Source organism: Bradyrhizobium sp. MV1.5 (assembly GCF_055807615.1).
The window spans coordinates 79,994-94,038 of record NZ_JBVVPL010000003.1; the positions used below are offsets into that span (position 1 = coordinate 79,994).

Below are 14,045 nucleotides of genomic sequence, written 5' to 3' on the forward strand. Positions count from 1 at the left end.
CGGATGAGCGGCGGTTGCGTCACGATCACGCAACCCCGTTCAGCTTGTGTTTAGCTTGGGGAACCCAACATGGGATGTGGGTGTTTGAAAGGCATGAGCCTGTCGTCAGGCACCATTCGGGTCCCAAGGAGGGTCCAGACAATGTTCGACAGATTTTCGAGATTTGCCGGCCGCAAGGCCGTTCTCGCTTCCGCCGCGGTGCTGGCGCTGACCGCAATGACCCCGACCGCTTCACAAGCAGGCGGCCGTCACTGGCATGGCGGTGGCGGCGGAGCCGCGGCCGCCGCAGCCTTTGCCGGCATCGTCGGTACCGGTCTTGCGATCGCCGCAAGCCGTAACGCCTACGCCTATGACAGCGGTCCGGGCTATTATTACGGCGGCGGCCCGGTCTACTACAGCAACCCCGGCTACTACTACGGCCCGGGCTATCCGCAAGAGCGCTATGGTGGGTACAACAACGTTTGCGCCCACGGCTATTCCGGCTACAGTTGCTATTGACCGATCCGCCCTGGGCCACCGACCAACAGGCTGTCGCGCTTGCCGCGGCGGCCTGTTTTCTGCTTTTATTGCCGTGTGTTAACACGCTTACAATGTGTTTCGAGTAGTTTGCGTACCATGAGTGATTCGCTTGAGCGGCTATATCTGGCTGTGCTCGCGGCCAGGGATCTTGATCCGGCAACATCGCGCACCGCGCGGCTGTTTCAGCGCGGTCCATCCAAAATGGCGAAGAAGCTGGCCGAAGAGGCGATCGAGGTCGTTATCGACGCGGTCAACGGCGATAGCGAAGCCGTGATCCGGGAAAGCGCCGATCTACTCTACAATCTGACCGTGCTCTGGGCCTCGGCCGGCGTACGCCCCGAAGACGTCTGGCGCGAGATGGCGCGGCGTGAAGACATGCTCGGCATCGCCGAGAAGCTGCCGAAGTCGGCGATGAAGCTGCCCAAAGTTGCGTCACCGCGGGTCGCCGCCAGGCGGCCTATCGTCGCGCTCGAAGGCCGCACCGCGCGCAAGCGCCACTAGTATTGGTACAAATCGGTCCCATCTCGGCATGGACAAATCCGTCCCATGGTGCTTCATCGCGGCGCCATGCTGAAACGTATCTACGACTGGTGCATCGACGCCGCTCACAAGCCTTACGCGCTCTGGATCATGGGCGCCGTGGCTTTCGCTGAAAGCTCCTTCTTTCCCGTCCCCCCGGACGTGATGCTGATCCCGATGTCACTGGCGCGTCCGCAGCGCGCCTGGGTCTATGCGGCGATCTGCACTGCGACGTCGGTGCTAGGTGGCCTGTTGGGCTACGCCATTGGTGCGCTGCTCTTCGACTCGGTCGGCCATTGGCTGATCGAGGTCTATGGCCTCGGTGGCAAGGTCGACGCCTTCCGCGCCTCCTATGCCGAATGGGGCGCCGTGATCATCCTGCTCAAGGGCCTGACACCGATCCCCTACAAGCTCGTGACCATCACGTCCGGCTTTGCCGGCTACAATATCGGGCTCTTCATCCTGTGCTCGATCGTGGCGCGTGGCGGGCGCTTCTTTATCGTGGCGATCCTGCTCAACCGCTACGGCGACTGGATCCGGATCAAGATCGAGAAGCATCTCGGACTGGTGGTGGCAATCGGCGCCGCGGTGCTCGTGCTCGGCTTTGTCGTCGCAATCAAATTGATCTAACCCGAAGGCGCTTTGCCGCCGCGCCTCGTTCGGCTACGGTTGCCGTCATGATGCTTCGATCCGGCAATCCGGTCCTGCGGCTGGGCACGCTGATATTTTCGGTGCTGTCGATCCTGCTCGCTGCCGGCGGTAGCGGATGGCCGCAATCCGCGCCGCCGGCGCTCGGCTTGCAGGAGCAAGGACCGCAGGCCGCACCGGCGCCCTCGACAGCTCCTTCGTCGCCGCCGGCGCATGAGGAAAATCCCGGGCTGATCAACGAAATGGGCAAGCTTTTCGACAAGCTGCCCTCGATCCTGCCGTCGATCAAAAGCCCGAGCGAGACCATGAACGATTTGTCGCGCCTGGCGAAGCCATCGACCATGGTGTCGGGACGCGTGGCCTGTCCGGCCTCGTCGAACGGCGCGCCCGACTGCAAGCTCGCCGCCGACAAACTCTGCCAGAGCAAGGGCTACACGGAAGGCAAGAGCCTGAATGCCGACTCCGCGGAAAAGTGCTCGGCCAAGGTTCTGATTCCGGGCAGGCAACGCAAACCGGATGACTGCCGCACCGATACCTTCGTCACCAGCGCGCTGTGCCAGAACTGAGGACGCCGCGCGAGCTAAGCAAGGAGCGCCCATGAGCCGCACGGAGCAGGACTTCCTCGGACAGCGTGAGATCGCCGACGACATCTATTACGGCGTCCAGACCATCCGCGGGAAGGAGAACTTCCACATCACCGGCATTCCGATGAACCAGGAGCCTTACTTCGTGAAGGCGCTTGGTTACGTCAAGAAGGCCGCCGCCATGGCCAACCGCGATCTCGGCGCGCTGGACGCCAAAGTCGCGGAAGCCATCATCGTGGGCTGCGATCGCGTCATCGCCGGCGATATGATGGACCAGTTCGTCACCGACTTCATCCAGGGCGGGGCCGGCACCTCCACCAACATGAACGCCAACGAGGTGATCGCCAATCTCGCGCTGGAATCGCTCGGCTTTGCGAAGGGCGACTACCAGCACGTCAGCCCCAACGATCACGTCAATTACGGCCAGTCGACCAACGACACCTATCCGACCGCCTTTCGGCTGGCGCTGATCCTGCGGCTGGAGAGCTACATGACGGCGCTGCGCCAACTCCAGGAGGCGTTCTTCGCCAAGGGCAGGGAGTTCGAGCGCGTGCTGAAGATGGGCCGCACACATCTCCAGGACGCCGTGCCGATGTCGCTCGGAGCCGAATTCCGCGGCTGGGGCACCACCATGGGCGAGGAGGTCGATCGCATCTCCGAGGCACGGGCGCTGCTGCGCGAGATCAATCTCGGGGCGACCGCGATCGGCACCTCCGTCACCGCGGCGCACGGCTATCCCAAGCTCGCGGTCCGGCATTTGAGCGCGCTCACCGGCGTCGACTTCATCCTTGCGGGCGACCTCGTCGAGGCGACGTCGGATACGGGCGCCTATGTGCAGCTCTCCGGCGTCCTCAAGCGCACCGCGAGCAAGCTGACGAAGATCTGCAACGACATCCGCCTGCTCGCCTCGGGCCCGCGTGCCGGCTTCAACGAGATCAACCTGCCGCAGCTCCAGCCGGGCTCGTCGATCATGCCGGGCAAGGTCAATCCCGTCATTCCCGAGGTCGTCAACCAGACCAGCTTCCTCGTCATCGGGCTCGACACCACCGTGACGCTCGCGGCGTCCGCGGGTCAGCTCCAGCTCAACGTGATGGAGCCGGTGATCTCGTTCGCGCTGTTCTTCTCGATTCGCACCATGGAGCGCGCGGTCAATAGCCTGCGCGAGAATTGCGTCGTGGGCATCACTGCCAACGAGGAGCACACCCGAAACATGGTGCTGAATTCGCTCGGTATCGTAACGGTGCTGAAGCCGCTGCTCGGCTACAAGCAATGCGCCGAGATCGCGCGCGAGGGCTACAAGAGCGGCAAGTCGCTGCACCAGATCGTCGTGGTCGAACGCAAGCTGTTGACACAGGAAAAATGGGACGAGATGTTCTCGTTCGAGCGGTTGATCAATCCGGATTTACTTGCGTGATGTCGTCGGTCCGCGCTGAATTCCGTCCGTTGGAATTGCGGTAACGGCGTCGTCCGCCGCGCCAAAACGCAATACTTGACAGTGGAAAGATTGCCTTGTTGGTATGGCTCCCAACGTCGATGTGACCGCCAACAGAGGATCGTCTCGCAATGTCCATGCCTGCCTTGTTTAGGGGACGCCTGTCGATCCCCGTGATCGGGTCGCCGCTCTTCATCATCTCGGTGCCCGATCTCGTGATCGCACAGTGCAAGGCGGGCGTGGTCGGCTCGTTTCCGTCGCTGAACGCGCGGCCGCCGGAGCTGCTCGACGAGTGGCTGGCGCGCATCACCGAAGAGCTCGCGGCCTATGACCGCGCGCATCCGGACAAGCCGTCGGCGCCATTCGCGGTCAACCAGATCGTGCACAAGTCGAACAACCGGCTCGATCACGACATGCAGCTTTGCGCCAAGTACAAGGTGCCAATGATCATCTCCTCGCTCGGCGCACGCGAGGAGCTGAACCAGGCCGTGCACGGCTGGGGCGGCATCGTCTTCCACGATGTGATCAACCAGAAATTCGCGCACAAGGCGATCGAGAAGGGCGCCGACGGCCTGATCCTGGTCGCGGCGGGCGCCGGCGGCCATGCCGGCACGATCTCACCGTTGGCGTTCGTTGCCGAGACACGAAAATGGTTCGACGGCCCGATCGCGCTGTCGGGCGCGATCGGCAACGGCAAGGCGATCCGCGCCGCGCGCATTCTCGGCGCCGACTTTGCCTATATCGGCTCGGCCTTCATCGCCACCAAGGAAGCCAATGCGGTCGAGAAGTACAAGGAGATGATCGCGGGCGCGACGGCCGACGACATCGTCTATTCCAACCTGTTCACCGGCGTGCACGGCAACTATCTGAAGCCGTCGATTCTCGCCGCCGGTATGGATCCGGAGAACCTGCCGACGTCCGATCCCTCCAAGATGAACTTCGGCACCGACGCCTCCGGCGAGCGCGCCAAGCCAAAAGCCTGGAAGGAAATCTGGGGTTCGGGCCAGGGCGTCGGCAGCATCGACGGCATCGTGCCCGCCGCCGAAATGATCGCGAGCTTCAAGAAGGAATACGACGAGGCGGTCGATCCGCCACTGTGAGCTTAGTCGTGCTGAACTCCGCACATGCACCACGGAGAAACGATGATCCCCATCTACCGCGTCGACGGCGACAGCGTCGTCACCAGCCCGGAGGCCGCGGGGCCGTGGGACCGGCGTATGCAGCACGGTTCGGCGCCGGCCTCGCTGGTGACGTGGGCGGCTGAGCGCATTCCGACGCCAGTTGCAATGGACATCGCGCGCGTCACCATCGACCTGATGCGCCCGGTGCCGGTGGCACCACTCACGATCGCGACCGAGATCTTGCGCGAGGGCCGCAAGATCCAGCTCTGCGAGGTCAAGCTGCTCGCCGACGGCGTACAGGTGGTCGGCGCCACCGTGCTCAAGATCAAGCGCCAGGCGCTGACGCTGCCCGAGAACATCAAGCCACTCCCGGTTACGCTGCCGTCGCCGGAGGACTCGCTGCTCGAGGACGGTCATGCCGCCACCAGCCCGTTCGTGCGATCGGTGTCGATGCGCGCCGCGCGCGGCCGCTTCGGCCAAGCCGGCGCCGGCGCGATCTGGTTTCGCGTCGACCATCCCCTGATCGCAGGCGAACCGCTCTCGCAGGCGATGCGCGCCGTGGTCGCGGCCGATTTTTCCAACGGCACCGCCTCGTCGCTCGATTTCCGCGCCTGGACCTACATCAACGCTGACCTCACAGTGAGCTTTGCGCGCCAGCCGGTCGGCGAATGGATCCTGCTCGACGGTGATTCCTGGATCGGTCCCGATGGCGCCGGGCTTGCGATGTCGCGGATCGCCGACCGGCAGGGCTATTTCGGCCGCGCCGTGCAGAGCCTGGTGATCGAGAAGCGGTGAGGGGCGGCGTGAGACTGCGTGCCGTCCCGGGCAGGAACTACCCCACCATACGGTCCCGCCCGCTCCAGAATTCCGCGCGCAGCACTTTCTTGTCGACCTTGCCGACGCCGGTCATCGGCAAGTGCCTGACGAACTTGATCTGCTTGGGCGCGTGAGCCGAGCCCTTTCGCGTCCTCACCATGTTGATCAGCTCGTCGGCGTCGGGCTTAGCGCCCTCACGCGGCACGACGACGGCGGTAACGGCCTCACCTCATTTCTCGTCGGGGATGCCGACGACCGCGACCATGGCTACGTCCGCATGCTGCGACAGCACGTCCTCGACCTCGCGCGGAAAGATGTTGAAGCCGCCGGAGACGATCATGTCCTTCTTGCGGTCAAGAATGAACATGTAGCCGCGATCGTCCTTGCGAGCGATGTCGCCAGTGTGCACCCAGCCGTTCTTCAGCGTCTCGGCGGTGATGTCCGGCCGCTTCCAGTACTCCGCCATTGCGTGCGGGGCGCGCACGCAGATCTCACCGGCTTCGCCCGTGTTCACCTCCTGATCGTTGTCGTCGAGGATCTTGACCTCGCACGCCGCGATCGGGAAACCGCATGACAGGAACAGCTCCGGCCTGTTGGGATCGTGATCCGCCTTGCGCAGCACCGAGATTGGATAGCATTCGGTCTGGCCGTAGAGCTGCGAGAACACCGGCCCGATGCGCTCGATGCCCTCGATCAGGCGGCTCGGCGACATCGCGGAGGCGCCGTAGAGCACCAGCTCGAGCGAGGAGAGATCGGTCCTGCTCAATGCGGGATGATCGAGCAGAACATAGATCATGGTCGGCACGAACAGCGTGAAGTTGATGCGCTCGCGCGCGATCGTCGCCAGCACCGCCTCGGGATCAAAACCCTTCAGCATGTGTACGGTGCCACCGCGCATCAAGGTTGGCAGCACCTTCGTGCCGGCGACATGGCTGATCGGTGCTACCGCGAGGTAGCGCGCGCCATCGGGGATCTCGAAGTCGGCAAGGATCGCGGCCGCGGCCCCGGCATTTTCGCGGTGGTAGCGCAACGCGCCCTTCGATTTTCCGGTCGTGCCACCTGTGTAATTCAGCGTGGAGAGATCGTCGGGGCCGGCGAGGCAATGCGCGCTGGCATGGCCTTCGATTTCGATCGCCTGCAAGAGGTCGACGCCATACTCGGCCGGTCCCATGGTGAAGACCGCCTTGAGCCAGCCCGCCTGTGCGGCGAGTTCGCCGCCGCGATCGCGGAAAGCGGCCGCATCGACCACCAGCACCTCGGCCTCGGCATCCTCGAGCTGGAACATCTGGTCTCCCCGCGATCCCAAAGGATGCAGCCAGGTGACGCAGAGCCGCGACAATTGCGCGGCGACGCCGGCGCACCAGGTGTCGGCGCGGTTCGCCGTGAGGAAAGCGACCCGCGCGCCGGGCTGCAATCCAAGCCGCATGAACACGCCCTGGATGCGCCCGATCAGGTCGGTGGTGCCCTGATAGCTCAGCGATCCGCCCGGCCACGCGAACGCGGTTCGGCCCGGATAGCGCGACAGCGCCCGCAGCGCCTGCGCGCAAGTCGGGGACGATGCATGGAGCGGATCGGACATATGTTTCCTCGCTGCTTTGTCATCGGCTTCTGGCGTGCCAATGTTTACCGCGACGCTAGCACAGGGCATGCGGGATGGAACGACTAAGCCCGCGCGAGGGAGGCATGCGTGACGTCAGACCGGCTGCAACATTTCCACGGTCGTCTCGCCCTGCCGCTGATTGCCGCGCCGATGTTTCTGGTGTCGGGCGTCGAGCTCATGGTCGCGGCCTGCCGCAACGGCGTGATCGGCAGCTTCCCCACCGTGAATTGCCGCAGCACCGAACAACTCGATGAATGGCTCACCGACATCGAAGCGCGGCTGCTGCTGAATGAAGATCAAACCGGCCGCAAGGCCGCGCCGCTGTGCCCAAATCTGATCGTGCACCGCTCCAATGCACGGCTGGAGCAGGATCTCGCCGTATTGCTGCACCACAGGCCGGAGATCGTCATCACCTCGGTCGGCTCGCCCGCGCCGGTGCTCAAGCCGCTGCACGACGCCGGCACATTGGTGCTTGCGGATGTTGCCTCGATCCGCCACGCCGAACGCGCGGCGGAAGCAGGTGCCGACGGGCTCGTGCTGCTTACTGCGGGCGCGGGCGGGCAGACCGGCTGGCTCAACCCGTTCGCCTTCGTCCGCGCGGTGCGCGCGTTCTACGACGGCATCATCGTGCTCGCGGGGGGCATCAGCGACGGCCACGCATTGCGCGCGGCCGAAGTGCTCGGCTGCGATCTCGGCTACATGGGCACGAAGTTCATCGCGACGCGCGAGAGCATGGCGGATGAGCGTCACAAGCAAATGCTGGTCGACGGCAGCGCGGACGACATCTTGCTGACCACCGCGTTCACGGGCCTGCAGACCAGCATGCTCAAACCGTCGATCGCCGCGGCCGGTCTCGACCCCGACGATCTGCCGGCGCGCGGTGCCATCGACATCGGCAAGGACATCGACGTCAACGCGCGCGAGAGCCGCCCCAAGCGCTGGCGCGATATCTGGAGCGGCGGGCATTCGATATCGGGTGTGACCGAAGTGATGGAGGTCAACGATCTCGTCGCGCGGACGGTCGCCGAGTATCGAGAGGCGGGTGGCCGCCTCTCCCCGTAAAAACGCGGAGACTGACAGCGCCCGTCGCCTCCATCGCAGTTAATCGAGCGCTCCTTAGAAGCCGTCACTTAACGGCAGATTAACCATCGATCACCCAGAATCCCCCTCAGGCGCCAATCAGGACCGAGAGGGACAGGCGATGGACTTCGACTTTCTCAACGCCAAGACGGCGGCTTCGCTGGACGAAATTCGCATTCGCGTGGCCCATGCGCTGGCCCGCCATCCGCTGTGCCGCAACGTGCGCTTCGACATCGTCAGCGTCCCCCGCACCCGCCGGGGCGGCAATTGGACGGTGGCGCTGCAATCGGTCGAGCCGCGTGGAGTCTGGGAAGCCTCGGAGATCGTGGCCGACATCCAGGACGCTTACGATCTGGCGCTAGCGGCCTGATTTTGTTGAGCTTTCCAGGTAATGTCGCCGCAGTCCGCGCGATTGCCGCCGCGATGGCACGGTTAAGCCTTAATTTTCGCCCAGTTTCCGGGCAGTGATCACGTGGACTTGAAGCCGGTTGCGGAGAGACGTTTGTCGAAAGCCATCACCATCGTCGTGCTGACCTGCTTCCTCGTCCTCGGCGCCGCCACCACCGCCATTCTCGGCCGCGACAGCGTGCCCAGCGTCAGCGCTGAGATGATCTCGCAGACCCCGCCTAAGCCGCTTGCAACCAACCGGGCGGCCAAGGCCGACCGTCTGGTTCCGACGCTGGCGCTAGCCTCGGCCGCCATCGACCCGGTCCAGGTTCCGGCCGACAAGCTCTCGCAAATGCCCGTGTTGACCGAGCCGCTGCGCCAGGCGTTTGCCGCCGCCACGCCATCCGATTTCCCGATGCCCAAGGCGAGCGTGAACGAGGCTCCGGCCGCTGCAGAGATTCCCGCGGTCGAAGTCCCGGCCAAGCCGAAGGTCGTCGCCAAGCCGCAGCCGCAGAAATCCTATTCGCTGCTGTCCGACGTGCAGATCGCGGGCATCAGGGACCGTCTGAAGTTGTCGTCGTCGCAGGAATATTACTGGCCCTCGGTCGAAACCGCGCTGCGCAACGTTGTCCGCAAGATATCGGCCAACAAGCTGTCCAATCCGCACGTGCAGGGCGTGCCGATCGATCCCAATTGCGACGAGGTCCAGCAGCTGAAGTCGGCCGCGATGCCGCTGCTGTTCCAGCTGCGGGACGACCAGAAAGAGGAAGTGCGCAAGCTCGCCCGCATCATCGGGCTCGAGAAGGTCGCGCAGCAGATCTGACGCGCAAGTTCCTTCCGAACCAAGTTCCTCCCGGAACTGCGCCTGTATCGGGAACATCAGGCAATCGACAAGCGTTGCCCGCTCCAAAGAGGGAGTGGACCAATGCGCGCCTCGACAGCCTATTTCGTCGGTGCAGGAACCATCGTCGCAGCCATCGCCATTGGTCTCGGCGGCGGCATTGTCGCCGGCAATATCATGAATCCGGTATCGCCCAAGCAGGGGCCTGATACCAGCAAGATCGCGCAGCGCGCTGACGCCAAGCCCGCCACGACGGACGCGCCATCCGAGCGCCTGCAATATCTCACCGGCTCGCAAGCCTTCGGCGCCATGCTCGCCGCGCCAGCGCAGGCCGAAGCCAAATCCGATGCCAAGGCCGAGTCCACGCCTGAGGCAAAGTCCGAAGCGGTGAAGGCCGACACGCAGACCACTCAGGCCAGCGCACCGCCAGCGCAACAGCCTTCGCGAGCGGCCGCGGTGGAGCCCCCGAAACCGCCACCGGCGTCGCCTCCGCAAGTCGCAAAGCCTGCCGAGCGACAAGCATCGACAGAGCCGTCATCCTCGTCGGACAACGCCTATGCCAAGGCCAGGGATTCTGACGTCAAGCGCGCCACGTCTGAACGGCGCCGGATGGAGCGCCGTGAGCGCTGGGCCGAGCGCCGTCATTACGATTCCCGCGAGCCGCGTGTGATGCGCGACCGCACCGATTGGGACGACGTCGCGCGCAACATCCGTGAGGATGCCGATGCGCGCGAGGTCCCGAGCGGGCCGCGCGGCGGCTTTCCGCAGATCAGGCTATTCGGCGATGACGATTAGCGTCCATCCTCGCCGTCGTGCGCTCGCCCGACTTATAACCGGCGCATCGACGTCTATGGCCTGACGGCATTGGCGCCGGTGCTGTGGACGGCGACCACTCACCCGCCGTGCGACTCCACGACCTTGCGGCAGCCGTCCGAAAGCTTCGACTTGTTCTCGCGCAGGCAGGCATTCATCTGCGGTGGCTTGCCGATGTGTTCGGCGCAGAATTTGCTCGCGTCGCTTCGGCAGGTCATCTGCTCCTGCGGCGTCGGACCGGATTGCGCAGCGGCGGTCTGGGCGGTAGCGGCGAGCAGCAGCACGGCAAGAATCGAAATCTTCATAAACACCTCCTTGGGGATGTCGTTGGTCCGCCTGGGATCAAGCGGGCCGGACCATCTCGCGAGCGCCGGGCGCAGGTCCATGCCATGTTCATGGCATCGGCCAGTCCACCCCGCCGCCGTACCCCCATTTTCATGGCATGTATCAGCGCGCCGTCTTTTGTCATTCAGGCTGCACGTTGGCTGCGAGACCCGGTGATTGCATCGGGACGCCGAACGGGAAGCAGGAGAGCAAGATGTCGAAAAGAGCGGGAGCGCTGAGTGCCGGGCTGGCGATTTTGGCGCTGGCAGGCGTGGTGATGGTTTCGCTGGGCACGAGCCCGGCGCAGGCGGTGGTCTATTGCAAGACGGTCGGCATACCCAAGGGCTGCGTGGTGCGGCCGACAGCGGCAGTGGTGGTTGCGCCGGCCGCCGCGGTCGCGGTCGCGACACCCGGGGTCGGTGCGCCCGGTGTCGGCGTGCGCGCGGGCACGCCGATGAATCGCGGTGGTCCGGTCAATCGCGTCGGCGTGCGCTGAGAAAGACGAAAGAGTTCGGGCGAAGGAGCATTGCGGACGAACCCCCCGTCTTCCGCAGGCAAATCATCCGGCCCGTCCCTCTCTCCGCGCGCCCCATACGTTCGGAGAGGGGGCTTTTCAGCCGACGGCGGCACCGCTGTCGGGGAAAATCTGCGGCAATTGCAGCCGCACGCGCGTGCCTGAGGAATTGGAGCTCAGATCGAGCATCGCCCCGCAGCGCGCGGCACGGCTCCTCATGTTGCGAAGGCCCCGCGCGGTCTGGCTCGCGTTGGTGGCCCCGCCACTGCCGACCGGCGCAGAACCGTTCGCAAAGCCCTTGCCGTCATCCGCGACCTTGATCACACCGTACGGTCCCTGACCTTCGTCGACCGTCTCGATGGTGACCGCGATGCGGCGGGCCTCTGCGTGCTTGACCGCATTGGTCACGGCCTCGTCGAGGATGCGCACGATCTGGATGACATGCCATGGCCTGAGCTCGGGATGCAGCGGCAGCCCCTGCGGCGTGGCCACGTTCCAGTCGAGCGCGATGTCATGCGGTCGCAATTGCGCGGTCGTGCGCTCGCGCCAGGAGCCGAGTGCAAGCATCAGGTCGCCGCCGATGTCGTCCATGGAGTCGATGACGAGGCGGAGGTCTTTCAGCGCCGCACGGGCGGCGTCGGTGATGGTCGCGCCCTCGTGCCCGCGCTCGGACAGTGCCACGATGCTGATGAGCTGGCCGCCGAGGCCGTCATGCAGGTCGCGCATCAGCCGCGTGCGCTCATTGGCGAGCGCGGCTGCCCGTGCACGCTCCTCCTCGCGGGCAAAGCTCGCCTTCAGCCGCTCCTCTGCCTCGCGTACGCGTGTCACGAGCTGGTCGGCAAAGCTGTCCACCTGGTTCAGCGCGCGCGCGAACCGCCAGGTCAAGCCGGCGCCGATCGCGACCAGCATCGCCGAATAGGACAGGCGCGAGAGGAAGATGCGCTCGTCGGTCACGATCTCGAACACCGACAGAATATCGTGGACCCAGCAGATCAGCACGATGGTCACCGCGCAGCCGAGCGTGAAGCTTGCCGCGTCCTGCCGCCGCACCACCGCGGCGGCGGTGACGCAGGCCATCAGCAACAGGCAGAGCCCAACGGTGGGAATCCCCAACAGGAGAAACAGAATGCGCGGCAGCGGCGGGCCGGCGATCAGTCCGACAATGAACACGACGAGCCCCGGCGCGAACAGCAGCATGCCGTAACGCGGCCAGCGCCAGCCGAAGAACAGCACGCCAAAGACGACGACCAGGGCGCTCTCGATCGGTGCGGACGCGAGCAACACCGCGGCGAGCCGGGACGTGTTGACGGGGGGCACCGGTGGCAGCGCGAAGGCCTGCACCACGCCGAGGACCATCGCCACGGCCAGCACGCCGTAAACCGGCTCGCGGCGGCGCATCAGCCACATGATCGCCAGGATAACGGCGAGGATCGATTGCCAGGCGGAGAACACCACGGGCAACGTGACGAACATCAGCGTGCGTGTCTCGAAGGCCGGCCGCAAGGCCGCATCCGGCCCGACATAGACGGTGTCCAGAAAGCCCTTGAGCGGTCCCCAAACCAACAGCCGTACCGTGATCTCGTTCGCGCCCTCGCGCAGCAGCGAGGACGGGATCGACGCGATCTGCGGGGTGTTGCGGTCGGGCCGGTTGGCGTTGGCATCGCGTCGGGAATCCAGGATGACGACGCCGTTGACTGCGACCTCCACCGCGTTGCTGAAGCGCGGCAGGAATACCGACCATCCGGTCGTCCCATCGCCGCGGCGGAACGTGAAGGCACCGGTGTAGAGCGGCGGGTCGGCCATCGAGTAGCGTGACGACGTGAAATGCGGGAGCGTCACGGGACGCGCGACGCCGTCCTCGCGCAGCGAGAATTCGCTCAGGGCAAAGTCGTCGGGGTCGCTGGGCTGGAGCAGCCGCAGCCCGAGGATGGTCGCGACCACTATCAGCGCCTGGAGCAGCAGATAGGGCACGAGGCGCGAGACCAGCAGCCGGCGCCGCGCGGGTTTGACCGGTGCCTTCGCCGCGATCTCGCTCACAGCTTGATCAGGCCCTGCTGCACCGCTTCGAACACCGCTTCGCTGCGGGTGTGCACCTCGAGCTTGCGATAGATGTTCTTGATGTGGCCGGGCACCGTCTGCCGGGACAGGCCGAGATGGCTCGCGATCTCGGCGTAGCTGAAACCTTTGGCGATGCCCCAGAGGATGTCGATCTCGCGTGGGGTGAGCCTTGCGGTGTTGAGCGCGGGACCCGGCGGAGGCTCGGCCGCATTCTGCGCGGTACCTTGTGTTCTGCGCACGATGAAGCGGGCGATCGAGGCCGAGATCGGCGAATGACCGGCGACCAGATCGCGCACGGTGGTGGCGATATCGGTGGGGAACGCATCCTTCAGGAGATAGCCGGTGGCGCCGACCGTGATCGCGGAGATCACACTCTCTTCGTCCCCGAGCGCCGAGATCACCATGATCTCGGTGTCGGGAAAGCGTTGCCTCGTCTCGCGGATCAGCTCGACGCCGTGGCCGTCGGGCAACCGCAGATCGGTGAGCAGCACGCGCGGCGCCTGCTCGCCGAGTCCGGCGCGGGCCTCTGCGAGCGTGCCGGCGCTGCGGACCTCGTAGCCGGCCTTGACCAGCGCGTCGTGGAGCCGCCAGCAGGTCGGCGCGTCGTCCTCGACGAGGAGGATGGTGATGGCTTCACCCGTCTCGCCCTGTTCGGTCATGATCATCGTCCTGCACCCCGTGTCCCCCGCGGCGCAAAGCCAAGCTTAGCCGCGGTGCGGACGCCGCGACACCCATAATCATGGGGCAGAACGCTTGTCCCCCAAGGAGGTAAGAGCTGCGTCAGCCATT

Annotated in this window: 15 protein-coding genes and 1 pseudogene; 12 read left to right on the forward strand and 4 right to left on the reverse strand. The window is 65.1% G+C overall.

The annotated features are described in order from the left end of the window. The first annotated feature begins 141 nt into the window (after nucleotides 1-141). From AC0L2J_RS03985 to AC0L2J_RS04015, 7 genes are all read left to right on the forward strand, one after another. The gene (locus AC0L2J_RS03985; protein ID WP_007615387.1) at nucleotides 142-498 is read left to right on the forward strand and encodes a hypothetical protein; all 357 of its coding nucleotides are present in this window, start codon (nucleotides 142-144) and stop codon (nucleotides 496-498) included. A 117-nt stretch (nucleotides 499-615) separates the two neighbouring features. After that, entirely contained in the window at nucleotides 616-1,020 is a 405-nt protein-coding gene (hisE, locus tag AC0L2J_RS03990; RefSeq protein WP_007615386.1) for a phosphoribosyl-ATP diphosphatase, read from the forward strand. A gap of 45 nt (nucleotides 1,021-1,065) precedes the next feature. Further along, entirely contained in the window at nucleotides 1,066-1,668 is a 603-nt protein-coding gene (locus tag AC0L2J_RS03995; RefSeq protein WP_007615385.1) for a YqaA family protein, read from the forward strand. A gap of 47 nt (nucleotides 1,669-1,715) precedes the next feature. Continuing rightward, entirely contained in the window at nucleotides 1,716-2,252 is a 537-nt protein-coding gene (locus tag AC0L2J_RS04000) for a hypothetical protein (RefSeq protein ID WP_473387334.1), read from the forward strand. Between the two features lie 31 nt (nucleotides 2,253-2,283). Next, nucleotides 2,284-3,684 (forward strand): aspartate ammonia-lyase, encoded by a 1,401-nt coding sequence (locus AC0L2J_RS04005; RefSeq protein WP_063994130.1) that lies wholly within the window; start codon nucleotides 2,284-2,286, stop codon nucleotides 3,682-3,684. A gap of 149 nt (nucleotides 3,685-3,833) precedes the next feature. Beyond that, entirely contained in the window at nucleotides 3,834-4,802 is a 969-nt protein-coding gene (locus AC0L2J_RS04010; protein ID WP_473387338.1) for an NAD(P)H-dependent flavin oxidoreductase, read from the forward strand. Nucleotides 4,803-4,844: 42 nt separating this feature from the next. Further along, nucleotides 4,845-5,618, forward strand: a complete 774-nt coding sequence (locus AC0L2J_RS04015) for a thioesterase family protein (protein ID WP_473387341.1) — start codon at nucleotides 4,845-4,847, stop codon at nucleotides 5,616-5,618. 37 nt (nucleotides 5,619-5,655) lie between these two features. Here the strand turns inward: AC0L2J_RS04015 and AC0L2J_RS04020 are convergent. After that, nucleotides 5,656-7,218 (reverse strand): annotated as a pseudogene (locus AC0L2J_RS04020) (AMP-binding protein). Between the two features lie 108 nt (nucleotides 7,219-7,326). Here AC0L2J_RS04020 and AC0L2J_RS04025 point away from each other — a divergent pair. From AC0L2J_RS04025 to AC0L2J_RS04040, 4 genes are all read left to right on the forward strand, one after another. Then, on the forward strand, nucleotides 7,327-8,301 hold the full coding sequence (locus tag AC0L2J_RS04025) for an NAD(P)H-dependent flavin oxidoreductase (protein ID WP_473247374.1): 975 nt from the start codon (nucleotides 7,327-7,329) through the stop codon (nucleotides 8,299-8,301). 139 nt (nucleotides 8,302-8,440) lie between these two features. Continuing rightward, nucleotides 8,441-8,689 (forward strand): hypothetical protein, encoded by a 249-nt coding sequence (locus AC0L2J_RS04030; protein WP_007615367.1) that lies wholly within the window; start codon nucleotides 8,441-8,443, stop codon nucleotides 8,687-8,689. A 132-nt stretch (nucleotides 8,690-8,821) separates the two neighbouring features. Beyond that, on the forward strand, nucleotides 8,822-9,529 hold the full coding sequence (locus tag AC0L2J_RS04035; RefSeq protein WP_007615364.1) for a hypothetical protein: 708 nt from the start codon (nucleotides 8,822-8,824) through the stop codon (nucleotides 9,527-9,529). 102 nt (nucleotides 9,530-9,631) lie between these two features. Beyond that, the gene (locus AC0L2J_RS04040) at nucleotides 9,632-10,342 is read left to right on the forward strand and encodes a hypothetical protein (RefSeq protein ID WP_473387343.1); all 711 of its coding nucleotides are present in this window, start codon (nucleotides 9,632-9,634) and stop codon (nucleotides 10,340-10,342) included. A 98-nt stretch (nucleotides 10,343-10,440) separates the two neighbouring features. Here AC0L2J_RS04040 and AC0L2J_RS04045 read toward each other — a convergent pair whose 3' ends face one another. Continuing rightward, the gene (locus AC0L2J_RS04045) at nucleotides 10,441-10,746 is read right to left on the reverse strand and encodes a cysteine rich repeat-containing protein (RefSeq protein WP_231170997.1); all 306 of its coding nucleotides are present in this window, start codon (nucleotides 10,744-10,746) and stop codon (nucleotides 10,441-10,443) included. Nucleotides 10,747-10,898: 152 nt separating this feature from the next. On the opposite strand from AC0L2J_RS04045, the gene AC0L2J_RS04050 reads away from it, so the two are divergent. After that, nucleotides 10,899-11,180: a hypothetical protein gene (locus AC0L2J_RS04050; protein WP_007615357.1), complete on the forward strand. Its 282-nt coding sequence runs from the start codon at nucleotides 10,899-10,901 to the stop codon at nucleotides 11,178-11,180. 117 nt (nucleotides 11,181-11,297) lie between these two features. Here AC0L2J_RS04050 and AC0L2J_RS04055 read toward each other — a convergent pair whose 3' ends face one another. After that, nucleotides 11,298-13,235 carry a sensor histidine kinase gene (locus tag AC0L2J_RS04055; protein WP_473387346.1) on the reverse strand — a complete coding sequence of 646 codons (1,938 nt, stop codon included), beginning with the start codon at nucleotides 13,233-13,235 and terminating at the stop codon, nucleotides 11,298-11,300. After that, nucleotides 13,232-13,915: a response regulator gene (locus tag AC0L2J_RS04060; RefSeq protein WP_007615353.1), complete on the reverse strand. Its 684-nt coding sequence runs from the start codon at nucleotides 13,913-13,915 to the stop codon at nucleotides 13,232-13,234. Before AC0L2J_RS04060 ends, AC0L2J_RS04055 begins: the two co-directional genes overlap by 4 nt. Nucleotides 13,916-14,045 lie beyond the last annotated feature (130 nt).

Excerpts from the sequence above, each read along its gene's own strand:
- AC0L2J_RS03985 (WP_007615387.1), top strand. The coding sequence starts at position 142 with ATGTTCGACAGATTTTCGAGATTTGCCGGCCGCAAGGCCGTTCTCGCT.
- hisE (WP_007615386.1), top strand. The coding sequence starts at position 616 with ATGAGTGATTCGCTTGAGCGGCTATATCTGGCTGTGCTCGCGGCCAGG.
- AC0L2J_RS03995 (WP_007615385.1), top strand. The coding sequence starts at position 1,066 with ATGGTGCTTCATCGCGGCGCCATGCTGAAACGTATCTACGACTGGTGC.
- AC0L2J_RS04000 (WP_473387334.1), top strand. The coding sequence starts at position 1,716 with ATGATGCTTCGATCCGGCAATCCGGTCCTGCGGCTGGGCACGCTGATA.
- AC0L2J_RS04005 (WP_063994130.1), top strand. The coding sequence starts at position 2,284 with ATGAGCCGCACGGAGCAGGACTTCCTCGGACAGCGTGAGATCGCCGAC.
- AC0L2J_RS04010 (WP_473387338.1), top strand. The coding sequence starts at position 3,834 with ATGTCCATGCCTGCCTTGTTTAGGGGACGCCTGTCGATCCCCGTGATC.
- AC0L2J_RS04015 (WP_473387341.1), top strand. The coding sequence starts at position 4,845 with ATGATCCCCATCTACCGCGTCGACGGCGACAGCGTCGTCACCAGCCCG.
- AC0L2J_RS04030 (WP_007615367.1), top strand. The coding sequence starts at position 8,441 with ATGGACTTCGACTTTCTCAACGCCAAGACGGCGGCTTCGCTGGACGAA.
- AC0L2J_RS04040 (WP_473387343.1), top strand. The coding sequence starts at position 9,632 with ATGCGCGCCTCGACAGCCTATTTCGTCGGTGCAGGAACCATCGTCGCA.
- AC0L2J_RS04045 (WP_231170997.1), bottom strand. The coding sequence starts at position 10,746 with ATGGACCTGCGCCCGGCGCTCGCGAGATGGTCCGGCCCGCTTGATCCC.
- AC0L2J_RS04050 (WP_007615357.1), top strand. The coding sequence starts at position 10,899 with ATGTCGAAAAGAGCGGGAGCGCTGAGTGCCGGGCTGGCGATTTTGGCG.
- AC0L2J_RS04060 (WP_007615353.1), bottom strand. The coding sequence starts at position 13,915 with ATGACCGAACAGGGCGAGACGGGTGAAGCCATCACCATCCTCCTCGTC.